At 62.4% G+C, this 24,046-nt stretch carries 26 protein-coding genes; 12 read left to right on the forward strand and 14 right to left on the reverse strand.

What is annotated here, in order from left to right; genetic code table 11:
* The first annotated feature begins 153 nt into the window (after window positions 1-153).
* From Tal182_RS27445 to Tal182_RS27475, 7 genes are all read left to right on the forward strand, one after another.
* Window positions 154-663, forward strand: a complete 510-nt coding sequence (locus Tal182_RS27445) for a nucleoside kinase (protein WP_085861518.1) — start codon at window positions 154-156, stop codon at window positions 661-663.
* A 245-nt stretch (window positions 664-908) separates the two neighbouring features.
* Window positions 909-1,256, forward strand: coding sequence for a metalloregulator ArsR/SmtB family transcription factor (locus tag Tal182_RS27450; RefSeq protein ID WP_085861519.1), 348 nt, complete (start codon window positions 909-911; stop codon window positions 1,254-1,256).
* The gene (locus Tal182_RS27455) at window positions 1,249-1,752 is read left to right on the forward strand and encodes an SRPBCC family protein (RefSeq protein WP_085861520.1); all 504 of its coding nucleotides are present in this window, start codon (window positions 1,249-1,251) and stop codon (window positions 1,750-1,752) included. The genes Tal182_RS27450 and Tal182_RS27455 overlap by 8 nt, the downstream gene beginning before the upstream one ends.
* A 96-nt stretch (window positions 1,753-1,848) precedes the next feature.
* A complete protein-coding gene (locus Tal182_RS27460) occupies window positions 1,849-2,220 on the forward strand; it encodes a VOC family protein (RefSeq protein ID WP_245344902.1) in 372 nt (123 codons plus the stop codon).
* Window positions 2,221-2,264: 44 nt separating this feature from the next.
* On the forward strand, window positions 2,265-3,098 hold the full coding sequence (locus tag Tal182_RS27465) for an aminoglycoside phosphotransferase family protein (RefSeq protein ID WP_085861521.1): 834 nt from the start codon (window positions 2,265-2,267) through the stop codon (window positions 3,096-3,098).
* Window positions 3,099-3,248: 150 nt separating this feature from the next.
* Window positions 3,249-3,527, forward strand: coding sequence for a DUF1778 domain-containing protein (locus Tal182_RS27470; protein ID WP_064808264.1), 279 nt, complete (start codon window positions 3,249-3,251; stop codon window positions 3,525-3,527).
* Between the two features lie 5 nt (window positions 3,528-3,532).
* Window positions 3,533-4,015: a GNAT family N-acetyltransferase gene (locus Tal182_RS27475; RefSeq protein ID WP_085861522.1), complete on the forward strand. Its 483-nt coding sequence runs from the start codon at window positions 3,533-3,535 to the stop codon at window positions 4,013-4,015.
* 76 nt (window positions 4,016-4,091) lie between these two features.
* Here Tal182_RS27475 and Tal182_RS32015 read toward each other — a convergent pair whose 3' ends face one another.
* On the reverse strand, window positions 4,092-4,499 hold the full coding sequence (locus Tal182_RS32015; protein ID WP_206426550.1) for a hypothetical protein: 408 nt from the start codon (window positions 4,497-4,499) through the stop codon (window positions 4,092-4,094).
* A 198-nt stretch (window positions 4,500-4,697) separates the two neighbouring features.
* Between Tal182_RS32015 and Tal182_RS27480 the strand changes: the two genes are divergently transcribed.
* The gene (locus Tal182_RS27480; RefSeq protein WP_085861523.1) at window positions 4,698-5,558 is read left to right on the forward strand and encodes an NmrA family NAD(P)-binding protein; all 861 of its coding nucleotides are present in this window, start codon (window positions 4,698-4,700) and stop codon (window positions 5,556-5,558) included.
* Between the two features lie 74 nt (window positions 5,559-5,632).
* Here Tal182_RS27480 and Tal182_RS27485 read toward each other — a convergent pair whose 3' ends face one another.
* On the reverse strand, window positions 5,633-6,403 hold the full coding sequence (locus Tal182_RS27485) for a glucose 1-dehydrogenase (RefSeq protein WP_085861524.1): 771 nt from the start codon (window positions 6,401-6,403) through the stop codon (window positions 5,633-5,635).
* A gap of 197 nt (window positions 6,404-6,600) precedes the next feature.
* Between Tal182_RS27485 and Tal182_RS27490 the strand changes: the two genes are divergently transcribed.
* A complete protein-coding gene (locus Tal182_RS27490) occupies window positions 6,601-8,535 on the forward strand; it encodes an adenylate/guanylate cyclase domain-containing protein (protein WP_085861525.1) in 1,935 nt (644 codons plus the stop codon).
* Window positions 8,536-8,884: 349 nt separating this feature from the next.
* Here Tal182_RS27490 and Tal182_RS27495 read toward each other — a convergent pair whose 3' ends face one another.
* Window positions 8,885-10,642 (reverse strand): adenylate/guanylate cyclase domain-containing protein, encoded by a 1,758-nt coding sequence (locus Tal182_RS27495; protein ID WP_085861526.1) that lies wholly within the window; start codon window positions 10,640-10,642, stop codon window positions 8,885-8,887.
* A gap of 754 nt (window positions 10,643-11,396) precedes the next feature.
* Between Tal182_RS27495 and Tal182_RS27500 the strand changes: the two genes are divergently transcribed.
* Window positions 11,397-11,639: a hypothetical protein gene (locus Tal182_RS27500; RefSeq protein WP_085861527.1), complete on the forward strand. Its 243-nt coding sequence runs from the start codon at window positions 11,397-11,399 to the stop codon at window positions 11,637-11,639.
* 260 nt (window positions 11,640-11,899) lie between these two features.
* Here Tal182_RS27500 and Tal182_RS27505 read toward each other — a convergent pair whose 3' ends face one another.
* From Tal182_RS27505 to Tal182_RS27555, 11 genes are read right to left on the reverse strand one after another with little or no spacing between them, the layout of a single operon-like run.
* Window positions 11,900-12,775 carry an FHA domain-containing protein gene (locus Tal182_RS27505; protein WP_064812123.1) on the reverse strand — a complete coding sequence of 292 codons (876 nt, stop codon included), beginning with the start codon at window positions 12,773-12,775 and terminating at the stop codon, window positions 11,900-11,902.
* A 2-nt stretch (window positions 12,776-12,777) separates the two neighbouring features.
* Window positions 12,778-13,683, reverse strand: coding sequence for a type II secretion system F family protein (locus Tal182_RS27510; protein ID WP_085861528.1), 906 nt, complete (start codon window positions 13,681-13,683; stop codon window positions 12,778-12,780).
* The gene (locus Tal182_RS27515) at window positions 13,680-14,543 is read right to left on the reverse strand and encodes a type II secretion system F family protein (RefSeq protein WP_085861529.1); all 864 of its coding nucleotides are present in this window, start codon (window positions 14,541-14,543) and stop codon (window positions 13,680-13,682) included. Before Tal182_RS27515 ends, Tal182_RS27510 begins: the two co-directional genes overlap by 4 nt.
* Window positions 14,544-14,553: 10 nt before the next feature.
* Window positions 14,554-16,452 carry an ATPase, T2SS/T4P/T4SS family gene (locus tag Tal182_RS27520; protein WP_085861530.1) on the reverse strand — a complete coding sequence of 633 codons (1,899 nt, stop codon included), beginning with the start codon at window positions 16,450-16,452 and terminating at the stop codon, window positions 14,554-14,556.
* Window positions 16,453-16,471: 19 nt separating this feature from the next.
* The gene (locus tag Tal182_RS27525) at window positions 16,472-17,398 is read right to left on the reverse strand and encodes an RcpC/CpaB family pilus assembly protein (protein ID WP_085861531.1); all 927 of its coding nucleotides are present in this window, start codon (window positions 17,396-17,398) and stop codon (window positions 16,472-16,474) included.
* Window positions 17,395-18,309 carry a hypothetical protein gene (locus tag Tal182_RS27530; protein WP_085861532.1) on the reverse strand — a complete coding sequence of 305 codons (915 nt, stop codon included), beginning with the start codon at window positions 18,307-18,309 and terminating at the stop codon, window positions 17,395-17,397. Before Tal182_RS27530 ends, Tal182_RS27525 begins: the two co-directional genes overlap by 4 nt.
* A gap of 1 nt (window position 18,310) precedes the next feature.
* A complete protein-coding gene (locus Tal182_RS27535; RefSeq protein WP_085861533.1) occupies window positions 18,311-18,991 on the reverse strand; it encodes a pilus assembly protein in 681 nt (226 codons plus the stop codon).
* Window positions 18,963-20,606 (reverse strand): Tad domain-containing protein, encoded by a 1,644-nt coding sequence (locus Tal182_RS27540; RefSeq protein ID WP_085861534.1) that lies wholly within the window; start codon window positions 20,604-20,606, stop codon window positions 18,963-18,965. Before Tal182_RS27540 ends, Tal182_RS27535 begins: the two co-directional genes overlap by 29 nt.
* Window positions 20,603-21,400 (reverse strand): TadE/TadG family type IV pilus assembly protein, encoded by a 798-nt coding sequence (locus Tal182_RS27545; protein WP_085861535.1) that lies wholly within the window; start codon window positions 21,398-21,400, stop codon window positions 20,603-20,605. Before Tal182_RS27545 ends, Tal182_RS27540 begins: the two co-directional genes overlap by 4 nt.
* Window positions 21,401-21,405: 5 nt before the next feature.
* Window positions 21,406-21,969, reverse strand: coding sequence for a prepilin peptidase (locus Tal182_RS27550; RefSeq protein WP_085861536.1), 564 nt, complete (start codon window positions 21,967-21,969; stop codon window positions 21,406-21,408).
* 14 nt (window positions 21,970-21,983) lie between these two features.
* Window positions 21,984-22,187: a hypothetical protein gene (locus tag Tal182_RS27555; protein ID WP_064808298.1), complete on the reverse strand. Its 204-nt coding sequence runs from the start codon at window positions 22,185-22,187 to the stop codon at window positions 21,984-21,986.
* A gap of 510 nt (window positions 22,188-22,697) precedes the next feature.
* Here Tal182_RS27555 and Tal182_RS33165 point away from each other — a divergent pair.
* Both Tal182_RS33165 and Tal182_RS27565 read left to right on the forward strand, forming a co-directional pair.
* Window positions 22,698-22,829: a hypothetical protein gene (locus Tal182_RS33165; RefSeq protein WP_257784635.1), complete on the forward strand. Its 132-nt coding sequence runs from the start codon at window positions 22,698-22,700 to the stop codon at window positions 22,827-22,829.
* Window positions 22,829-23,974, forward strand: coding sequence for an ATPase, T2SS/T4P/T4SS family (locus Tal182_RS27565; protein WP_245344903.1), 1,146 nt, complete (start codon window positions 22,829-22,831; stop codon window positions 23,972-23,974). The genes Tal182_RS33165 and Tal182_RS27565 overlap by 1 nt, the downstream gene beginning before the upstream one ends.
* The last annotated feature ends 72 nt before the right edge of the window (window positions 23,975-24,046 follow it).

The following is a 24,046-nucleotide window of genomic DNA, read 5'->3' on the forward strand; positions in this document are numbered from 1 at the left end:
AATTTGACTGAACGTCCGAGATTAGGGCGCGTACCCGCCAGATATTTGCCGTCACCGCATTGTGTCGGGCTACGGACGATCGCTACATTCGTTTGGGAGAGTCCGCACGTCGCGACCCTTTTCACCGGATTAAAGCCCGTGATAAAAGCGCTCATGGGCATCAGGAACTATTTGATCGAAGGCAGCTCGGGCACTGGAAAAACGTCTGTCGCTTCCGAACTGGAGCAGCGGGGCTACCATGTTGTCCATGGTGACCGCGTCCTGGCATATGTGGGCGACCCCGAGACAGGCCAGGCACTCGCGGGACCACCCGAAGGCGCCGACCGTATTGCTTGGGGATACGCGCATTGGATTTGGCCTGCCGAAAAGGTCCGGGCCATTGCTGCCGACACCACTCATCCTGTTACTTTCTTCTGTGGCGGATCGCGCAATTTCCACAAATTCCTGCACCTGTTCGATAAGGTTTTCGTGCTCGACATCGACGTCGAGACTTTGAACCGACGATTGGATGGGCGGCCCGATGAGCCGGGCTTCGAGCCGGCCGAGCGGGCTCTGGTGCTCCGTTACCATAAGACCCGGGAGCATCTTCCCGTCGGTATCGATATCGACACCGCGGGCAGCATTACGGGTGTCGTCGACGATATTCTCGCTCAACTCACCTGACGTCCTCCGCCTGGACGCTGATCGGCGGCATCTCCCTTCGTAGCCACCGGCAGCTGTCGGAGCGACAAACGGCGTGTCGTCGTGGATGTAATGAGGACGCGAAGCTGCCGAGGCAGGTGTCGACCCATGCCAGACAAACTTTTGCTGCCGCAGCCGCGGTGCATGATCTCGAGTGACCGGTCTTCGGCAGGGAAAGTTCGGGGACACTTGCGCTACCTGCGCGAGCAGGTTATACACTGAACCATATGGTTCAGTATGAAAGTCCTCCCCTCGATCTCTCCTTCGCGGCGCTGTCCGATGCGACCCGCCGCGGGATCATCGATCAGCTTGGGCGAGGGGAGGCGTCGATCACCAGTCTGGCGGATAAATTCCAGATGACGCTGACCGGCATGAAAAAGCACGTCCAGGTTCTCGAGCGGGCGGGGCTAGTCGTCACGCAGAAGGTCGGACGGGTGAGAACCTGCAAGCTTGGGAAGCGCGGCCTCAAGGCGGAGGCGGAGTGGATCGAGGCGCATCGCAAGCTGTTCGAGGCCCGCTTCGAAGCATTGGACGAAATCATCAGCGAATTGAAACGGGAGGGAAGCCATGACTGAGCAAGTTCAGAGGGCAGGTGGCGCGCAGATCCGCACGTCGGTCGAGCGCAGAGGGGATCGCGAACTCGTGATAACCAGGACATTCGATGCGCCGCCGAGCACGGTTTACAGGGCGTGGAGCCAGCCCGAGCTGTTCCAGCGCTGGTGGGTGCCGAAATCAGCACCCGGCATTTCGCTGGTATCGTGCGATATGGACGTCCGCACCGGCGGCAAATATCGGCTGGAATTCGGCGCCGGCGGTTCGGACACCATGGCCTTCTATGGCAAGTATCTCGAGGTGGTGCCGAACGAGCGCATCGTCTGGACCAATGACGAGGGCGAAGAGGGCGCGATCACCACCGTGACCTTCGAGGACCAAGGCGGCAGAACACTGCTGGTTTTCCACGAAGTCTATCCGTCCAAGGAAGCGCTTGAGGAAGCGCTGCAGGGCTCGGCTGTCGCATTGCCGGAGCAGTTGGAGCAGCTCGACGAATTGCTTCCCGGCCTGATCGGATAGCGGACGGCCCTCAGACCGCCTTTGCCGCCGTCCACGCTGGTTTGGAACGCAACTCGTCCTGTTTCATTACCGTGGAGGCGGTAAGAAAGGGGAGTCATGGCAATGCGGATCCAGGGAATCTACGCCGCGCTCGCAACGGCAGACATGGATAAAGCGGAGAAGTTTTACACTCGGCTGTTGGACCGGGGGCCTGATGATCGTCCCATGGAGGCGTTGATCCAATGGCGCAACGTCGCCGGAGCGAACATCCAAATCTTCCTCGACAAAGAGAATGCTGGGTTCGGCAGGCTGACCATTGTGGTGCCGAAAATGGATGAAGCCCGCAGAGCGCTCGAAGAGATTGGCGTGACGCTCACAGGTGAATCCGAGGGCGACTACGGAAGGATTGCCCAGATCGCGGACCCCGACGGCAATCGCATCACCCTTGCGGAGCCGCCCTCTCGGCCGTTCGATACGCAGCGAAGATAGCGCCGCGGCTTGACCCTCTGGTTTGCCCGTGCCTAAGCTTGGGCATGGGCGAACCGGAAGTTCCTCTTACAGGCGGCGCAGATTCGAATGTTGTCCGGGTCGGCGGCACTGTTCGGCGGGGTGGCCGCGCATGGTCTTCTGCCGTTCTCGACCTGCTTCGCCACGTTGAACGGCAAGGATTTGAAGGGGCTCCCCGTGCGCTCGGCTTCGATGATCAGGGACGCGAATGTCTCACTTACATCGAAGGTGACGTTGGCTTGGGCCAGGGCTTCATCCCTGATCGACAGGGCCGCTTCGATGTCCGGCTTCCTGACTACGTCTGGAGCGACCGAGCCCTTGTCGAATTGGGGAAATTGCTGCGATCTTACCACGATGCTGCAGCAAGCTTCGCCTGGAATGAGCGCAACTGGCGCCTTGAACCGCGGGAACCCGTCGAAACCATCTGTCACAATGATCTGTCACCGTGGAATACCGTCTTCCGAGCTGGGCTCCCTGTGGCGTTTATCGATTGGGATGCAGCAGCACCAGGACCGCGCTCTTGGGACCTTGGCTTCATTGCGTGGCGCTGGGTGCCCTTTTGGCGAGACGACAAATGCGAAGCGCATGGTTTGCCGAAAGGCATCCGCGAGAAAGCACGGCGCTTCCAGCTGTTCCTAGACGCTTACGGGATAGAGCCGGAGATTGAGATCATGCGGGCAGCCATCGAAAGGGTTCGGCAGATGCAGCAACATATGCGCAATCTCGCTGCATCCGGCTCTGCATGGGAAATGGAACTGGAACGCCGTGGCGTCCTTGATGAGGGAGCGCTCGAAGTGGCCTGGATGGAAGAACACGCAGGGGAATTGGTGCAGCGACCGGTGGGTCGTCATAGCATCTAGATCAGACTGCGCGAGCAAGGCAACAGTCTTAAAGGCGGCACACCGCCTACGGTGTAGAGAACCAGCGATCAGTCGAACCGCTGTGCGGCAAGAAATAGATACACGTTGTGTATGCGCCTGTGGTATAGGCTGATCTCGAAGGAAAAGACCATGGCCAGCAAAAACGCGACCGATACCCACAAACACGCCGTCAATTTGAAGGTTCGTGACGACATTCGCGGCCTGATCGACCGTGCAGCCAAGGCTCACGGGAAAACCCGCTCGGATTTCATGATCGACGCCGCGCGCCGCGCCGCCGAAGACGCGCTTCTCGATCAGACATTGGTGCAAGTCGATCCCGATAGCTATGAACACTATCTGGCCGTCCTCGACCAGCCGCCCAGCGGGGAAGGTTTTGAGCGGCTGATGAATGCTCCCAAACCCTGGTAGCGGTGATGTTGTCACCTCCGGCGCTTCTCGGAGAAGCGCACGATCTCCAGCTATTCGACAGCGGGCACGATGGTCTCGATGAATGGCTGCGCCGCCGGGCGCGGGCCAATCAGGTCAGCGGCGCGTCGCGAACCTACGTGGTCTGCGAGGGCGAGCGTGTCATCGGTTACTATTGCCTGTCATCGGGGGCGCTCGCGGTCGCGGACGCGCCGGGAGCTGTCCGGCGCAATATGCCCGACCCCGTTCCTATGGCAGTGCTCGGCCGTCTTGCTATCGATCTGAACTGGCAGGGAAGAGGCATTGGAGCTGCGCTGTTGCAAGACGCCGTTTTGCGCACGGGACAGGCGGCCCATATCATGGGCATTCGTGGCCTTCTGGTTCACGCAATCTCCGACGAAGCCAAGGCCTTTTACGAGCATTATGGGTTCGTCGCGTCGCCGGCAAACCCTATGACCTTGGTGTTATCGTTGAAAGCACGGCAGGCTTGATTGATTCCCAAAAAATTGCCCGATGCAATGAATATTGCGAATAGGCGTTTCTAACGCCCCGCCGCCCCCACGCGGTCTACTTGACGACGTTGACGTCGAAAGTCACGTCGCGAACGACGCCATCTCCATAGGACTCCCTGAACGTTGTTTTATCAGGGCCGACATATCCGGCTGCAGACGTGTAGTAAACAACCATGCCGGCGGTTTTCACCCCAGCGCATCTGGAAAACTTCTTCGAATTCGCGAGTACATCTTCCGGTACGATTTCGAGTTTCCCATGAGCTGGCGGAGAAACCGTTCGAACGTTCGGACGGCTTGATGGTGAGCAATCGGTTTTGAGGTGCCAGGCCTGCCCCAGTCGTGTCCGCTCGGCGCTGACTGCAGTAAGGCTCTTGTTCTCGGTGACGATGCCACCCGAGGTGGTCGTGCAGCTCGCCAGTATTGGAAGAAGGAGAGCGGAAATTGCTGCAGCCGAAGTTCGCATCATAGGTGTCCTGTTGCTGATGAGTATGCGTATCACGGCCCATAAAAGCGTCAATCGCGTGAGGCATTGAGCCGCAGGGGCCAAGTCCCGCTGACGAGCTGCAGGCACTCCGCAGCGGTGAACTGTGCGGGCGACGGCAAGGGAACCTTTGGCAGGGGCGAAGTGTTGTGCCCGGCATGATTGCGGGAGGCATGGCCGATGTACATCATTGTTGGAGGGACGGGGCGCGTCGGCTCCGCCGTGGCGAAGGCGCTGCTCGCTGAGGGCGAAGCCGTCACCATCGTCACACGAAACGCTGAGAAGGCGGGCGCATGGCGACGGCGGGGCGCAGAGATTGCGCTCGCCGACGTCCACGACGTGGCCTCGCTGCGGACGGTGTTCCGCCGCGGGAAGCGGGCCTTCCTGCTGAACCCGAACGCTGACATCTCGAGCGATACGGATCGGGAGGAACGCAAGACCGTGCGCTGCCTGCTCGAGGCGATCGAAGGGTCCGGGCTGGAGAAGGTGGTGGCGCAATCAACCATGGGCGCGCAGCCGGGCGAGCAATGCGGCGATCTCAGCGTCCTATATGAACTGGAGGCGGGCCTGAGAAGCCAGCCGATTCCTGCCAGTATCATCCGCGCAGCCTATTACTACAGCAACTGGGATGCGATGGTGGGGCCTGTCACGAAGGACGGGGTATTGTCGACCATGCTCCCGGCCGACCTCACGCTCCCGATGGTCGCGCCGGAGGATCTCGGAAGGGTGGCTGCGCGGCTGCTGCAGGAGCCGATCGGCCGGATCGGCATATACCCCGTAGAAGGGCCGGAACGATACTCCCCCAATGATGTTGCCGCAGCCTTCGCCGCCGCCCTCGGCCGGGCCGTTCGCGTCGAGGTGATTCCGCGCGAAACCTGGGAAGACGCATACCGCCGTTTGGGTTTCTCCGACGCGGCGGCTCACTCATATGCAAGGATGACGGCTCTCACCGCCGACGGCCCCGAATATCCCGAGGACTCAATTCGCGGATCGATCTCGCTCCAGACCTACATAGATGGGCTCGTTCGCGACTCGCCCTGACGCGCTCCGATGGACGAAACAGCGAGATCGCCAAGAAGGCTGCATACTTGTGCCGGTGGGCGGGCGCCTCGGCCTCAGGCGACGGACCAGCCACCGTCCACCAGCAGGTTCGCTCCGGTGATCAGGCTCGCAGCCGGCGACGCCAGGAAGACGACTGCGCCCACCACGTCATCGGTTTCACCGATCCGGCCGAGGGGAATGTGATCGAGCGTCGCTTGGCGACTGGCGAGGTCGGATAGAAAGGGTGCCGTGCCATCCGTGTGGATGAAAGTCGGCGATACGGTGTTGACGGTGACATTATAGCGTGCCCATTCGGCTGCAAGGCAGCGCGAGAGGTGATTGATGGCCGCCTTGCTCATGCAATAGATGGCCTCTCCGCGCAGCGCCACGGTGCCGGCCTGTGAGCTGATGCTGATGATCCGGCCGCCATTCTGCTTGATCATCTGACGCCCGACGGCCTGCGTCATCAGGAAGGTGCCTTTGATGTTGACATCGAGGATCTCGTCGAGGTCCTTCTCCTCGACGAGTTCCGCAAGATTGCCTGGAGCCACGCCGACATTGTTGACGAGGACGTCGATCCGACCAAATGTCGTCAGGGCTGCGTCGACAGCCTGCGCGATATGGGCTTTGTTGGGAATGTCCAGTTCAACCGCGAGGGCTTTTCGTCCCGCGCCCTCGAGCTCGGCAACCAGATCCGCCGACGCTGCGACATTGCGGACCCCCAGGACAATATCGGAACCTGCCGCCGCACAGGCAAGCGCACAAGCTCGGCCGATACCACGGCTCGCGCCTGTTACCAAAGTCACTTTGCCCTCAAGGCTGAAGTCCGGCGCATTCCTCTGCATCGTGGTGCCTCCCTTGGGAAACCCAATTATGGCAGGGTCGGCGAGCGGATGCCAGATTTTGTGCGCGTGCTGAGGAGTGTCGCCTTGGGACGCAGAAGCACCCCAAGCAGACATGCCGCGCTGGCTGTGTGCTAGTTGCGGCGCTTCGATGGGTGTAGACTGCGGAGACGATTGCATGTTCATGCAAGGCAACGATGATGGGCACCCCCGCGCTTGACCGAAAGCTGCTCGCGATCCTCGCAGCGGATATGGTTGGCTACTCCAAGGCGATGGAGGCCGATGAGGCCGGCACCATCAGGCGGCTGAAGGCCATCCGCGCCGAGCTGATCAATCCCACTATCTCTGAGCGCCATGGCACCATCATCAAGCTGATGGGCGACGGCGCACTTGTCGCCTTCGACAGCGTGGTTGATGCGGTTGCCTGCGCCGCGGTGTTTCAGAATGCCGTGGCGGCGCGCAATGCCGCCCTGCCGGAGCCTGAACGTATCATGTTCCGCGTCGGGATCAATCTGGGCGATGTGGCCTTGGTGGATGGCGATGTTTATGGGGACGGGGTGAACGTCGCCGCGCGGCTGGAACATTTGGCCGAGCCGGGAGGCGTGGTAGTGTCGGGCACGGCATACGATCATCTCCAGGGCAAACTCGACTGGCCGCTCGATTTCGCCGGCGAGCGGCAGGTCAAGAACATCAGCCGCCCGGTGCGGATGTATCGGCTGAGGCTCGACGGCAAACGGGCACGCCGCCGCCCGCTTCTCGCAATGATGCCGCGCTGGGTCGGGACAACTGCAGCGGCGATCGTCGTTTTGGCTCTGGCAGGTGGCGGGGCCGCCTGGTGGTTCCTCCAGCCGGAACCTTTGAGCGGCAAGCCGTCGGTAGCGGTGCTGCCCTTCGAAGATTATGGGGGCGACGAGGCGAGCGGGCGTCTAGCCGACGGCCTGACTGAGGACGTCATCACCGACCTCGCACGGTTTCCCGAATTCGAGGTGGTGGCGCGCAATTCGACGGAAGTTTATAAAGGGAAGCCGGTGGATGCCCGCCAGGTCGCAACTGCGCTCCATGTCGGCTTTGTCCTGGAAGGCTCGATCCAGCGGCAGAGTGGCCGGGTCCGGATCACAGCGCAGTTGATCGATGCAAAAACCGGGCGCCATCTTTGGTCGGAGAATTGGGACCGGCCGGCTGAGGACGTATTCGCCGTTCAGACCGAAATCGCAGAGCAGGTGGCCAACCGCCTCGGCGGCGGCGTGGGACTGATTCAGGAGGCCGGGCGGGCCGCAGCCAAACGCAAACGGCCCGAAAACCTGAATGCCTACGATTATTATCTGCTCGGGTCGGAGAAGATCGAAAAGATCACCAAAGCCGATGACGAGGAGGCCATCGCCTTTCTCAACCGCGCCGTGGAGTTGGACCCGGGGCTGGCGCGGGCCTGGGTAGAACTTTACCACGCTCATGATCTGATGAGAGTGTTCGGAGTCGATCCCGAGGGCAACCGCAAGGCGGGCGCCGATGTGGCCGAACGCGCGGTCCGGCTTGATCCGCGCGACGCTGAGGCCCACGTGGTGTTTGCCATGAGCCTTGCCAGCAGGGGCGACATGGGTCGCGCCAAGTCCGAATTCGACACGGCCCTTCGCCTGGCTCCCGGTTCGTCCGAAATCCTGACTTTTTACAGCGGCTATGCCGCACGCTTCAACGACCCGGAACGCGGTGCTCAAATGGTCGACAAGGTCATGCGGCTCGACCCGAACTATCCGATGTGGGCGTCCAACTTCTTCGCCCCTGCCTATTTCATGGCGGGGCGGTATGAGGACGCGGTGACGATGCTGGAGCGCATGACGGCCAACAACTACCAAAGGTGGACCTGGGTGATCCGCAGCAGCTCGCTTGCGGCCCTGGGTCGAACCGATGAGGCGCATGCTTCAGCTCTGGAAACTCTCAAGCAGCACCCTGACGTGACCGTCGAGAGCATGATCAACGAACCCGGCCTCAGCACGGTGGAGCGCAATCGGTTCATAGAGACAATGCCGCTCGCCGGCTTCCCGGTATGCGCCAAGCCCGAGGCGCTGGCGAATCTCGTCAAACCTGTACGACTGCCGGAATGCGACGCGGCGAAGGCGAAGCCTCCCGGGCAACCGTAAAACAGCCGTGCAACGCGCGCGCCGCCGATCGCCCCGGCGCCGGCATGCGCGGCCCTCCAAGAGAGCCTCATCCTTGTACGTTGCCGTTGCTGTATAGTGGGTTGCGCGACGGGGATGCGTGTCATCCTTGGGTTTTGAACTCGTACCTCAGCGAACATCTCCGTCGCCATGTCTTCGTTCGAACGGTTGATTGGGCCTTGAGCCCGCGTTGCAAGGAGGAGCACCCATGCATGTCCCGCAGCGGTCTCGAAGGGCGAGGCGGGCGCTCAGGCGTTGATCCATGCAAGAAGCAGCGTTGCGGCATTCGGTAGCAAACGCCACCATCGGTTCTCAAGGTCAATCCAACCCGTCAATTCAGGCCGGCACGGGTAAGTCCTTCGATCAGACGCGCCCGATCCTCGGCGCGGACGAAAGAAGATGTTGCTCCGACCGCGTCCCGTGAGATGTCAGGAACTAGCGATTTAAGCCGTCCGAGCAAGTCCGTGGCAGCCTCCCGGTTGTCGAGAAGTCCGGCACACGCAGTGCCAATGATCAGCGGAACCGCATGGCCGGACCGCAATCGATGCGCCTCCCGTGCGTAACGCAATCCAAGTTCGTAATTCGCGCCCTGGAAATGAGCCATGGCGTAGTAAAACTGAAAGTCGCCGAGAAAAGCCTCGCGAGGGCTCAGTCTGAGGGCGTAGTCGATGCAAGGAATGGCGTCCGCCGCGCGGCCCCCGTTGGCATGCGCAAGTCCCAACTGGCCGTGTGCAAACGCGGAGTTGGGGTTGATCGCGACAGCCTGGCTGATCGCTGCCACCGCCAGGACATTGTCGCGCGTCGCAAAGGCTATCATCGCCTGCGCAAGGTAAGTCCACGGTTCCTTATCGTCCGCGGCCATGGCTTGTTGGACGACATCCCTGGCAAGGGCCAAGGCATATCCCATGTCCTCCCACCCCTGGAACGCGCGCCACAAGGTAATCCAACCTTTCATGGCGAGCGCCTGGGCATAGCCGGGGGCCAGTTCGATTGCCCTGTCGAGCAGCGGGAGCATCTTCCTGCTGCTCTCCTCAGACAGTTGGGAACACAGGAACACCGCCCGCACGACACATTCCCAGGCATCAAGGCCATGATGCGGCTTGGGGCTTTCGCGAGCATGCTCCGCCGCCAGAAGTTCCGGCCCGATGCGGCCGACGACGCTTGCGGTAATTTCGTCCTGAATCGCGAAGATGTCGCCGAGGTCGCCGTCGTACCTCTCGGCCCAGAGATGGACGTCGGAGGCCGCATCGATGAGCTGCGCGGTCACCCTCATCCGGTTGCCGGACTTGCGGACACTCCCCTCGAGAACATAGCGGACCCCGAGTTCGTGCCCGATGGCGCGCACATCCACGGGCTTTCCCTTGTAGGTGAACATCGTGTTGCGGGCGATCACGAAGAAGCCCTTGAGCTTGGATAGCGCGGTGGTGATGTCCTCGGTCAGCCCATCGCTGAAGAAGTCCTGCTCCGGTTCGGCGCTCAGGGCGTTGAACGGCAGCACGGCAATGGATGGCCGCTCCGGAAGTGCAGACCTCAACGATGCCGTTCCTGCGGCCGCCCTTTCCTGAAGGGGGCGGTACAGTCGCACCGGCCTTTCCATATTCTTCAGCGCGCGCTCGCCGAGGTATTCGTAGTCGCAGTCAAGCTTGCCGGGGAGGTGATCGTAGGCCGTGCCGGAAATGCAAATGCCGCCCGGATCCGCCAAGGTCTGGAGGCGGGCCGCGATGTTGACGCCATCGCCGTAGAGATCCCCATCGAGCTCGTGGATCACATCACCCAGATTGACGCCGATCCGGAAGACGATGCGTCGCTCCGTCGGGATATCGGCCTGGTTCTCGGCAACCCCCTTCTGGATGGCGACCGCGCACGCGACGGCATCGACGACCGAGCCGAACTCCACGAGCGCACCGTCGCCCATCAGCTTGACGACACGGCCCTGATGCTCGGCCAGCAGCGGATCGATCACCTCCCGGCGCAGAACCTTGAGGGCCGACAACGTCCCAGTCTCGTCATGTTCGACAAGGCGGGAATAGCCGACGACGTCAGCGGCCAGGATCGCGGCCAGCCGCCGCTCTGCTCTTGCGGTTGCCATGGCTGTCTCCCCTCAGGAGATGCGCCGATTGAAGCCCAGGCGATTGACGCGACATGCACCATCCGGCTGCCCGACACCGCGACCGTGCCGGTTCATGATACCACTGAGACGGTCATAAGGCGACGCTTCACAAGGGTGCCGCCTCCAACGGAACAGGAGCCGCGAAGCGGTCAACGCAAAGGTCTGTTGCCGCCCCATGGAAAGAACGGCCTTATTAGAAGGAAGGTCCGTTTCGGAATTTGGAACCCACTCGCGTGGCTGAGGTGCCCCGCAGGGGCCTCGAAGGACGTGGGTGTGCCAACATCAGGCCTCCGATGAGAACGCACGGTATTTCCTCTTCATTATGAATAACAGAGTCCGATCCCCGGGCGTGCAAGTCTACTCACATCTTAGCCCGAATTAACTAAGAAAATCACACAATTAGTAAGTTGATCTGTCGCCGCTCTGATTATAGTCTTTTTATCTTATGGGAAGGCATAAATCCTCCTCCGACTGCAGAGATCAGTCGGAAATGGAGGTTTTTGCTATGGGCGAACAATCTCACGTGTCAGATGGTTTGAGTATCGCGCGTCGAAGCCGATAGCCGACCTCCAATGAGGAGAATCCTAACACCCGATTCAGCTCCCGCCGCGAGGCGGGGCGAGGATTTCGTAGTCCGTTGGCGACCAACGCCGGAGGGGAGCCAGCACATCTCCAAAAGGAACGCTCTGGCGCATGCCTGATGTTAGTGAACCCCGATCAAGGAGCATGTACCATGTCGAGACTTACGCTTTCGGTTTTCACCGCCCTCGCACTTCTGCTCGGTGGGCTTCAGTCGACGTTTGCTGCCAGCAGCAATTCACGGGACCAGACCACAACCATGGGCGAAAGCGGCAACCTGCCACCGAACGACAACGCAGGAAGCAGCAACGGCACCAAGGACACCTCAACAAACAAGGGCAACCCGGACAACACCAACTGCAACGACTGCGGTTCGACCGGGCCCGGCAACAAATGAGGTTAATCCGGGCGGCATCGCGCCGGACAAACGTAGCAAAGTCAAACCATTGGATGGCTAACTCTGCCGGAGCAGATTTTCGTCAGGCGAAAGGCGTGGCGAGGGCATACTCAAGGTGTCTCCGGCATTCAGGGGTTCCGCAGATTTGTCACCGAAGCTGCGGGCCGCTGATCGACCGGCCGGCTTGGCCGTAGGCGTGACTACGACGCGCGCTGGCCGGTCGACCCTCCGAGCGGTTTTGAAGAGTTTCGAACCGGCGCTCACCGCCGCGCCGGCGGCTTGGTGGCGGCGCGGCGCTGCAGCGCGAAACGCGCGGCCGAGCAGTTGACGTCGGGAACGAGATCGTAGGTCTGCTGATAAAGGCTTTGCGCCAGCGTGTTGTTGCCGCGGTTTTCCGAGGCAAGGGCTGCGAGCGCCGTGCGCTTGTAGGCCTCGACGATCGGCTCCGCCGCCTTCGCCAGCGCCGCATCGTCGGCGGGTTCGGTCGCCAGCGAAAGCGCGGCATAGGTGACATCGCCATCGCGGCCGACGCGGCCGCCGACGGCGCCGTTGAAAGTCTGCTCGGAGACCTGGCGCAGGCGCCTGGCGTTCTTGATGCATGTCGGGATGCGGGCCGCTTCCGCGTTGATGCGCTCCGCTGTCGGGCCGGCCTCCGTGCTGCCGCCGCCGGAGAGGATCACATATCCGATGATGCCGACCACGGCGAGGTAGACGAGGCCCATGCCGGCGAGGAAGGCCGGCTGCTTGAAGAGCGGCTTTTTCGGCTTGCCGTCGTCTGCCTTGGCAGCCTCCTTCTTCGGGGCCTCCTTGGCCGGCGCCTTCTCCACAAACTGGAACTCGACATCCTTGCCGAGGCGGAAACTGTCGCCGGCTTTCAGCGAAGCCGTCTGCAGCAGCGCCTCGCCGCGCAGCATGATCGGGTTCAGCCCCATGCGGCGGATGATGAAGCCGCCGTCGCTCTGCTTTTCGATGCGCGCGTGGATCGGCGCCAGGAACGGATCGTCGACCACGATATCGGCATTGGCTGCCCGGCCGATCGACATTTCCGCCCGGTCGAGCACATGGCTGCGGCTCTGGCCGCCGGGGCCGGTCTGAAGAAGGCTGGGTTTGTTGCCGCGAAAGAAGGAAAAGACCATGATCAGAACATCCCACTCGACATCATCTCGACGATTGCCGGCGCCAGCACCAGAAGCAGGATCGACACGACGATCATCATCGCCGGCATGACGATCTTGGCTTTCAGCTTTTCACTGGCCCTGTCGGCCTTTTCCCAGCGGCGGAAGCGCAGGTCGCGCGCATGTTCGCGCAACAGCTCGACGCGGTTGCTGCCCTCGACCTCGCCCTGGATGACGGCGCGGATGACCCGCACCACCTCCTCGGCCGTCATGCGCGCCTCCAGGCGCTGCAGCGCCTCGATCATGCCGGTGCCGAGCGCCACGTCCTTCAGTGTCTGCTCGATCTCCTCGCTCATCACGGTGCCCGGGGCGGCCTCGGCATAAAGCCTGAGGCTTTCCGGCAGGGTCGCCTGCGCCTGCTGCGTCATGACGACGAGATCGAGGAAATAGGGAAATTCGCGCGAGATGCGTTCCTTGCGGTCCTGCATCTTGTCGTCGGCGACGACCCAGAAATAGATGGCGGGGATGAAGCCGAGGATCAGGCCGGCGACCAGCCCGCCGATGATGCTGCCGCTGGCGATGCCGAACAGCACTCCGAGCAGGATGAAGCCGAAGAGGCTCAAGACGATGAGAAGGGCGATATATTCACGCCCCGTCACGCCGCCGAACGGCCGGCCGCCATAGATCAGCTTCTTTTCGAGCTGCGCGCCGAAATCGGCGAGAAACGGCTCGAAATGTCTCAGCACGAATTCGACAGGCGTGCGCATGCCGATGCTGTCGACGATATTCGGCGGCGGCCCGTCGCCGCCGGCCTTTCGCCGCACGACCTGGATGCTGCCGAGCAGGTCGCCGATCCACCAGACGATGAGCGCCGCGGTGATGCCGGCAAGGACAATGATGATCGGGGCGAGGGGGATTTGCGACATCATACCGACACCTTCATCATCGAGCGCATCCAGAAGAAACCGGTGGCATAGAGAATGGCGCCGACGATCGCGATGACGATGCCGATGGCGTTGCCGAACACCTTGTCGATCAGCTCAGGCTGGCCGAAGAAGATCATCAGGATCATGAACAGCGCGCCGCCATTGACGACGCGGAAGTTCATCCGCGCCTGCGAGGACGAGGTGCTGATCTTCTGGTCGAGCTTCCAGATCTCCTTGAAGGATTTCGACATTTCCGTCAGCGGCTCTGATATGTCGCCGCCCTGGCGGGCAAACAGGCCGAGGGCGGCATCGACCATCTTGAAATGCAGGCTCGGCACGGTGCGGCCGTGGCGGTCGAGCGCCTCGACCAGGCCGATGCCGAGCTTCTGCTCGCGGGCGATGCGCTCGAACTCGCGCGAGGAGGGCATCTGGCCGGTATCGGCGACCGCATTGACGGCGACGGCGAGCGGCTTGCCGGTGCGCACCGCCGAGACGATCTGGTCGACGGCATAGGGAAGCTGGGATTCGATCTGCAGCCAGCGCCGCTGCAGGAAATAGCGGATCGTCGCCTTGGGCAGGAAGAAGGCGACGGGAATGGCGACGACGATGCCGACGATCGGGCCGAAGATCAGCGAGATCAGAGCAAAGACGACGATCGCGGTGATGGCATAGGCAAGGATCATCGTATAGGGCGGCACCGCATCGCGGCCGAAGACCTGGGCTGCTTCGCTGGCGAGCGCGATATCGCGTTCGGTGGCGCGCAGCAGTGGTGCCGGCCATTGAACCGGCGCGCCCCAGACGAGCAGTCCCGCGGTCACCGCGCCGAGGGCGATCGTCAGGATCTGCAGAATGCTGATGTCCATGGTTCCACCCTCAAACGAACATATCCAGGTTCTTGATCTCGCCGTCTTCGCCGAAGGCGACGAGCTCGGCGACGAAGCTCGGCAGATAGCCGGTGAAGGCATGCACCGCCTGGCCGCCGGCGCGGCCGACGAGATTGAAGATCGGCTCGACGATGATGAGGCCGGTGTCCGGATCGATGCCGATCACCTCGGATATCTCGGTGACGGCGCGCCGGCCGCTTTCCAGCCGGTTGAGCTGCACCACGAGTTCGACGGCGGCGACGATCTGCTGGCGGATCGCCGTCACCGGCAGCGAGCTCTGGCCCTGCAGCACCATCACCTCCAGGCGGGTCATCATGTCCTGCGGCGTGTTGGCATGCGCCGTCGTCATCGAACCGGCATGGCCGGTGTTCATCGCCTGCAGCATGTCGATTGCCTCGGCACCGCGGCACTCGCCGACGATGATGCGGTCGGGGCGCATGCGCAGCGCATTGCGCACCAGGTCGCGGATGGTGACGCTGGTTTCGCTCTCCGCCGTCTTCGGCCGCGATTGCAGGTAGACGACGTGAATGCCGTCGAGCTGCAGTTCGGACGTGTCCTCGACCGCAACGACGCGCTCGCCGACCGGAATGAACTGCGACAGGCTGTTCAACAGCGTTGTCTTGCCGGAGCCGGTGCCGCCGGAGACGACGATGTTCTTGCGCGCGCGCACCGCCGCCTCGAGGAAGGCGCGCATCGGTTCGCTGAGCGCGCCGGCGGCGACCAGCTTGCTGATGTCGAGCCGCGATTTGCCGCCGAATTTGCGGATGGTGAGGCAGGCGCCCTTGACGGCGAGCGGCGGAATGACGGCGTTGACGCGCGAACCGTCCGGCATGCGGAAGTCGGCCATCGCCTCGCTCTCGTTGATCGAGCGGTTGGAATCGACGGCGATGCGCTCGATCACCTTCATCAGCTGTCGCTCATTGGCGAAGGCGAAGGGGTAGCGCTCCAGCAGACCGAATTTCTCGACATAGATCTCGTCATAACGCGTCACCATGATTTCCGAGATGACGTCGAGATCCATCAGTTCCGAGATCGTGCCCCAGCGATACATCAGCTCCTCGATATTGGAGCGCAGGTGCATATGGGCGATCTCGTAGCGATCCCCGGCGTTGAACAGCGCCTGCCGGGCCTGGAAGGCGGCGCCGAACTTGGTGTCGAGCTGGGCGAAATCGGCGCGGGTGGATTCGAAGTTCAGCTTCAGTTGCAGCGCCGAGATCAGCGCCTTGCCGACATCGAAGAGCCGGCGGTTGTCCTGCTCTTCGCGCGCGAGGGTCGCCGCATTCGAAGCGCCGTCGCGCCGGCCGGTGCGGGCGATGCGTTTTGCCAGCCAGCGGTAGACGGCGTTCTTGATGACGAGGATGACCAGATCCTGCGGCGCTGCATCAAGCGCCTCCTTGATGAACAGGTCGAGGCGTTCGCGGATGCGGCTGCGCGTCTCCTCGCGGCCGAAATCGGAGGATTTGACCAGCCGGTCATATTGCGTGTCTTTTAGCAATCTCTCATGTATTTCCATCTGCAGTGCCAGCACCCGCTCCTGGTCCGGAAACTGCGTCACCGCCTCCGGCGCCGCCGCCGGCTCGACGAGCTCGATGGTCACATTCGGCACCCAGATCGACATGCCGGCCGCAACCGCCACCGGCGTGCCGGCCCTCAGCGGCTGGTCGTCGACCCGCGTCGGGTTGCGGCCGTGATGCTGCACCGACCAGCCCTGGCCTGACTTGCGCAGCACGAATTGCGGCGAGGAGACGTGGCTGCCGCGCAGCCGCACGACGCCGGCACCGGCGGGAAGCGAAAGCGTGCTGCTTTCGCCGACGAAATAGGTCTCGTTCGCCAAGAGCGGGATCACCTCCCGTCCGCTGCCGTCCTCATAGGAAATCTTCAACAGCATGGCTCAATCCTTGAAACGATCACATGCGCGTCCAGTTGATGCTCGGCAGGTCTTCGACGCTATTGTCCGTCGGATTGCGCAGCACGAGGTTGAGGCTGCCATTCGCCTGGCCCATGGCGAAGATCAGCATCTCGGCTTCCGACGGCGTCACTTCGACCGTCACGTGATTATAGCTGCTATTGGCCTTGGTGACCGCACCTTCCGGCGTGGTCGCCGCACCGACGGCGAGCACCTTGACGTTCTGCAGGAAGGTGCGGGTGACGACGCGGGTGCGCGAGCTGATGCCGAGCTTGTAGTCCTGCGCCTGCTTCCGGTAGGCGTTGACGTCGTTCTCGTCGGCGCCCGGATATTGGGTGAGATAGTTCTTCAGCATCTGCTCGACCGGCGAGGGCGGCTGGGCCGGCGCTGCCGGTGCGGCGGGCGCCTGGCCGGGTGCGGCGCTGCGCCCGGGCGTTCCCGGCTGCGTGGCGGCGGGCGGCGCCACCGGCTCGACCGGTTCGTCGACCGTGCCGAGGATATCGACATAGCTGCCCGGCTCGACGAAATGGCCGACCGCCTCGGCGGCGTTGACCGGCAGGGTGAGCGCCCGTTTGCCGGGCGCGATCATCGTCGTCAGCCGCCCGCCGTCGGTATCGTCGAAATACTGGAAGAGCAGCACCGAGCCGGCCGGAATGTCGGCCGCGGCCGTCCGGTCCTTCAGCCATTCCTGATAGGCGCTGGCGGCGGGAACCGCGAGCTTGGCAAGCGCCCCGAAGCTTTCCGGCAGCATCACCGGTTCGGCGAGCATGTCCGGCGTGATCGCCTGTCCTCTCGTCACCTTCTTGTCGGGCTGCAGCCGCATGAAGGCGTAGGCCACCTGCTCGTTCTTGACGCTCTCGGTCCAGAAGTAGAGGAGAACGCCGGTAATGAGCCCGACGATCACAGCGGCAATGAGCTTCCAGTTCATGGTGTTGTTCCTTCGACGAAGGGTTGCCTGATTTGAATGACCTCAACGGTCCTGCCGTCGGTTTTGCTTCTGGTGTAGAGAACATTGGCTTCGACACTGCCGCGCCGGCCATAAAGCGCGGTGACGCCGCCGCGCTCAGCCGGCGGCGTTTCGATGGTGAAGCCATCGCGGATTAGCAGGTCGGCGCGCTGATCGGACCAGCGCGCGGCGGCGAGCGTGCCCTTCGACACGACCGTGCGCGACATATGGCCTTTGTCATGGTCGCCGATATCGCTCAGCACCTCGACGCCGGCCGGCGGACGCAGCGACACCGGCAGCTTGCCGACATCGGCCGGGGCGGCGAAGGCCGGCAGCGTCGCGGCGACATCGTCGAAGCGGCTCATCAGCACCTCGGTGATCGGCGCATCGGCAGGCCGGCGGATCATGATCGAGACGCCCGGAATCGGCGCTTTCGCCGAAGGATCGTTCGGATCCTGCCGTCTCATATAGTCGAGCGCAGCCTCGCCGTCGCCGTCGAAGAAGCGCACGACAACGGCAAGGTCGTCGCGGATGCGGCTCACCTTCGGGACGATCATCATGTTGGCTGCGATGACGGCGGTCAGTTCCTCCCGGCCGCTGCTTTTCGGCATGGCGGGCCGGGTATTGGCGGCCAGCACCCGCAGCCACTCGTCGGTGATATCGGAAATGCTGCGATCGCTCTGGTACGGCGTGAACTCGAGCGGCTGGCCGTTGATGACGAGATCGCGCGGCGCCCGTTCCGGCGTCCCGAGAATGCCGGCCAGCATCGAATTCAGCGTCACCCGGATATCCTTATAGATCTCGGCGCGCCCCGGTGTGGCCAATATCACGGCGAGCCCGACGACCATGGCCGTACCGAGGAGATGAACGGAAATGCTTGACCGCTGTGCCATGTCACTTCGCCCCCGGAAAGACGCCGTCGAAGAGATCGCCGGAATGGCTGGCCACATGGCGGATTTCCCGGCGTAGCGTCGGGTCGTAGCCGCGGCGCGTAGTGTCGTTGTTGTGCGAGATGAAGAGCGTCGAGTCATCCACTGTGAACGCATCCTTCCAGCGGATGCTGCGGATGGTGTCGAGATCGTCGGAATCCCTGAACTTGTAGACGCGGTCGGCGGTCGCGGTCACAAGCTGCGGCTTCTCGTCGGCGAGCTCGCCGACCATATCGCCGAACTCGCGTCCATTACTCTCGAGGGTGTTCTGCACATCGTCCCAGATAAAGGTCCGCTGAGGATCGCCGTCGCCTTCATGCGAAGGCGTGCGCGAACAGTTGATGGCGTCTCCTCCGGGAAGGGCCGGCAAGGCCGGGATCGGGAACACGTTCGAGAAATCCGACGTGCAGTTGAGGCCGGACGCCTCGGCGAAGGCAGAATTGCGCATGGCAAGCATGGTCGCGACCTTCTTGGTGGAAATCTTGTTGGCGTGAATGACGAAGATCACGATCAGCAGGATAACCGGCGCGGCGAGCACGAATTCGATCGAGGCGAGACCGCGGCGATCGCGGTGCAGCCGCATCATGAACCCGCCGGCCGGCGCGCCTCCGTCGTGCTCAGTGTGTGTTGACGGCAGCCCAGGCATTGGCTCCTCCCTGGTCGAAGACGCGTGTCAGGCCGGTGAAGCTGTCTGCGGCCGGGCTCTGTTTGATGGTGCTGGAAACCGCGCCGGCATCATCGGCGAGGGTCGCGGGCGCCAGCGAGGCAAGCCAGTCCTGGGTGTAGAGATCGAAGGCCGTGTAATTGTGAACCCAGCTCTGCGCCAGCGCATAAGCGGACGGCGTCTTGTCCTTGAACAGCCGAACCTGGAGCCTGGCGCGCGGCGCCCGCGAAACGATCGCCAGCGTCTGGTAATCGGTCAGCTGGTCGCCCCCGAAGGGCGTGAAGTTGAAGGGGATGCGCCCCTTCAGCCAGTAGGGCTTCGGGAAGGAGACGAGCGGCAGATTGGCACCGGTCACCGAGATCGCCCCGCCCGCCGGGCCGCAGACCTGGTTCCAGATCATGTCGAACTTGCGGGTGAAGTCGTTCTCGTCCTTCGTCTGCGAGTCGGAATAGCGCGGCGGCACGTCGATCGGCAGCTGGAACGGATTGGTGATGCCGAAGCCGACGCCGAAGACCTTGTCGGCGATCCAGAAGCTGGCATCGAGCGTCAGTTCCTGCCACCAGCTGAGATCGCCGGCATATTGCTCGACAATCGCCTTGAACGGGACCTTGCTCAGATAGGCCGGCCCGAAGGCTTCGTAGAAGATGTAGAACTCCACCAGCTGATTGTCGATGCCGCTCTCATGGTTGACCCAGTCGCGGATATGGCTGCCGTCTACGCCGCCTGCCGTCAAGGGGCCCTTGCCGTTGGGGAAGCCGCGGTTGGCGTATTCGCCGCGCATCAGGAGCGGATCCTGTCCCTGGGTGCCATAGGACATGGCAAGGCACATTTCCGTATAGGCAGCGGCTGGATTGACGCCATCACGGTCCACCGGCAGGTTGCCGCCGGCACCTTCTCCGGCCTGTCCGCAAGACTCGCAGGGCGGATGGAAGACGACGTGATCCGACTTGTTCAACCGAACCAGATGCAAGGCCTCATTGCCGACCCGCTCGGGAAAGCTTTCAACGAGATAATCGTTGAGATCATTCATCGCATCGATGATCTCCCTAGACTTTTTGATCAGATTCCAGGGATCATATTTAGCCTGCGCCGCCACCGTATAGGCGATCGCCTTGGTGGCTTCGGTCGCGCGGAACCCCTGGAACGCCAGGCAAGCGCCGTAGATGATGCCGCCGACGATCGGGACCTTCTGCCAGCCGGGGCAATAGGGCATCGGCGGCAACGGCGGCAGGAGCGACGCCGGTCCGAAGCCTTCGGTGAAGGAGTATTGGGCGAGTTTCGCCAGAATGGCGCTCGAGCGCAGAAACAGTTCCGCTGTCGTCAGCTGGTAGGCGACCGACGTCGCCATGACCACGGTTGCCTGCGAGGAGGCGACATTGTTCATCGCCATGATGTTGAGATAGCGCGCCTCCCAGTCGGCATGGACCAGTGCGGCGGCATCGGCGGTATCCTGCGTGCGCTGCTTGTCGTAGATCATCTGCCCGGTGTTGAGGATCCACACGATCATCAGCGCGAGCGCGATCGTCATGTAGAGGATGATCGGAGACAGGAAGCCGCGCTGGTCGCGGTGCAGTCGATGGATGAAGGTCGGGGTCATAACAGGTTCACCTCCGCCGTCGAAATCGTGTAGTAGCGCCCGTCCTTCCGCTGGCCGCGGGCAAAGACCCAGCCGGCATATTCGAGCAGCAGGAAGCGCGCTTCGACCTTGGCCGTGACAGGCACATGTGGCGAGCGGTTGATGGCGGCATAGAGCGCCATCGGGGCGCGGTCGACGGTGACCGTGACGTTCTGCGGGTCGAACATGTAGCGGGCCTGGTTGCGCATGGCGCGCCAGTTCTTCGACAGGCCCGAGGCGTCGGCAAGGCTCTTCAGCGCCTCTTCCGGCGGCTGGCAGGCGCCGACGCATTTCAGCTGGTCGTAGGGAGCGGCCGGAATCAGCGCCAGGCGCGCGGCGAGATCGGCCTTGCCCGCTGCAGCATCGTTATCGCAGGTCTTGGGGCCGATGAAGCTGTGGATGGTGATCGGCAGGGCCGGGCAGAAATAGACGCGGGCGCTGCGTGCCGCCGCATAGGCGGCATAGTGGGTGAAGAGGTGGTTCTTCGCCAGGATCGTGAACTGGAAGACCACGAACATGAAGAAGACGAAGATCGGCGTAACGAGCACGAAATCCATCATCGTCGTGCTGCCTGAGATATCGCCGTGAAGCTCCGACATCCGGCGCCGGCGGGCGGAAAGCCGCGGCAGCAGCAGCATCGAGGTTAGCAACAGCATGGCGATCGCGAAGGTGCCGAGAAGCGCGCCGTGATCCTGAGGGATCCAGAAGGTCCGCGAGTGCAGGATCGAACTCCAGAAAGCACCGTCGAAAGTGGGGCGTTCGAGTTCCGCGCGCATTGCCGTTACCTCACGAGTGAAAGAGGGGTGAAATCAGGCATGAACAGGCACCAGAGAAGTCCGAGAGCGGCGGCGACGCCGAAACGGACGGTATGATGGGTTTCGCGCGGCTTCAGCACCGAGGCGGCGTCGCGGAAACCGGCGGGCAGAAGCAGGGCGAACAGGCCGAGGCTTCGCACGAGCACGCTCCATTGAACCCGCCGCGCCATCGAGAAGACGGCAATCGTGCCGCCGATCATCAGCGATGCGAGCGTCACGTCGATGGCCGGCCAGAGGCCGAGAACGGCGCCGAGCGCCGCCATCAGCTTGACATCACCGCCGCCGCAGCCTCCGGCTGCGAAGGCGATGATGAAGATCAGGCCTGAGGCAAGGAGGCCGGCAAAAGCCAGGCCGACCCCCGCGAGGCCGCCGCCGATCGCCGCCAGCATGAACCCGGCAAGCAGGCAGGGGTAGGTGACGGCGTTCGGGATCTGACCGTGGCGGTGATCGAACACCGCCGCGGTCGTGGCGCAGGCGACGGCAAGAGCCGCCGCCGCTGGCATCAGGGTCAGATCGTAGGTCATGTCCATGACACCGACCCCGCTTATTGACCCGGCTCAGGAATTCTCTCGGCGTCGGAGAGAGCCGTATTCTTTTCGTTGAACCATTCGCCGATCTGTTTGCCGAATGCGAGCAGGAGCAGCATCAGCGGAATGACGATCAGGGCGACGGCGAGGACGATCTGGGCCATGTCGCCGCGTTCGTCCTTGTGAAGTGCAATTGCGAGAGTCTTGAGTTTTGCAAACATCTGCGTATTCCTCGTTCCATGGTTTGTTTCGGATCGAAGACCTTGGTGAAGAAGAAGCAAGCATACGCCATCGATCCGAACCAGCACGTTGCTCGTTCCAATGATTTTTTCTGCTTCTGCTTTTCTTCCCCGGTCGCCAACGCTTGTTGAGCAACATCATTAAGACCCAAGAGTGCGCCCAAGGCCAGCCCTCCGTCAAGCAAACGGAAGGCAGGGTTCCAATTGTCTTGGAGGCGTCGCCTGCAGACATGCGGTTGACGGCGGCGTTTTCAGGCTAACAGGCTGATTAAGCTATAATTTTTTTGGGTGAGGCATGCAGTGAAGCGATTTTCGCGGATATCGTCTGCTGCTCCATTATTGGTCAATGGTTTCAAGGCGATAGAAGAGGCAGAAGCAACACGGCCAAAGTGGCGGGCGGGCGAGGGCGCCCCCATGGCGTTGCTTGCCGATCTGGATTAAGCTCGTCTTCAATATTGGCTATGGCCCGTCAGTCGTTCCGGAGACAAAACCATGGAAACGATGAGCAGCGTCTTGATACTTGCATTGGTCCTCATTCCACTGATGTTGTTCTTTCCGACTGCGGTCCAGATGATGGTAACGCTGTTCGGCATGAGTTCCGTCCTTGTCGGGATGCCGCTCTGATGAAAGCCGTTTCCGACGACGCTGCCGAACAGGCGACCTTCCAGGTTCTGACCCGGGCGCTGGACAAGCTCCTGGCGCCGATCCGCTTCCTGCTCGAGGATCCGAGCGTTTCCGAAATCCTGATCAACGGAACCTCCGATATCTTCGTCGAAAGGCGCGGCAAGCTCGAACGCGCCGATACGCGCTTCGCCAGCCGCGAGGATCTGGAATCGGCGGCGCGCAGCATCGCGCAATTCTCAGGCAAGCGCCTGACGCCGGAAGAACCGAGCGTCGAAGCCCGTCTGCCGGACGGTTCGCGCGTGCAGATGATCCAGCCGCCGGCCGCCCGCACCGGGCTCTGCATTTCCATCCGCCGCTTTCTGAGAGAACATCGCAGCATTCGCGACCTCGTCACCCAAGGCAGCCTGACGGAGGAGTCGCTGTCCTTGCTGCAGGCGGCGGTCGGGCTGCAGAAGAATGTGATCATCTCGGGCGGCACCGGCACCGGCAAGACGACGATGCTGAACGCGCTATCGGAAGCCTTCGCCGATCATGAGCGGGTCATCGTCATCGAGGACACGTCGGAACTGCAGATCCGCAAGGAGCACGTCGTCTATCTCGAAGTCACCAAGCCCGACAGGTTCGGTCGCGGCGGCGCCAGCATTCGCGAGCTGTTCCGCTCTTCCCTGCGAATGCGGCCGGACCGCATCATCGTCGGCGAGTGCCGCGGCGGCGAAGCGCTCGATATGATCCAGGCGATGACATCGGGCCATAGCGGCAGCCTTTCGACCGTGCATGCCAATACGCCCTACGACGCACTGCACCGGCTGGAGACCCTGGCGCTGATGTCGGATATCGACATGCCGCTGCGGCCGCTGCGCTCACAGATCGCTTCCGCCGTCGACGTCGTCGTCCAGATTGCCCGGTTCAAGCGCACCGGTCGGCGACGGGTCATCGAAATTTCCGAGATCAAGGGCCTCAATGAGGACGGCCAGTATATCGTCGAGAGCATCTACAAGCTCGATGGCGGCGGCCATTCCAACGCGGATGGCGAACTGCGCTGGACAGGCGCCGTGCCGAGCTTCGCCACGGAAGCCCTTGAGGAGTTGGGGAGCAGCCAAATGGAGCTCCCGAGTTGGATGAAGCCGGTCGCGGCTTCGCGTTAGCCTGCCGGGACTGTCGGATCTCGCGAGCTTCGGCGAAAGGGAGACGATGGCCTGCAGGCGGACGAGCGCAGC

The organism is Rhizobium sp. TAL182 (assembly GCF_002117725.1).
GTDB classification, from domain to species: Bacteria; Pseudomonadota; Alphaproteobacteria; order Rhizobiales; family Rhizobiaceae; genus Rhizobium; species Rhizobium esperanzae.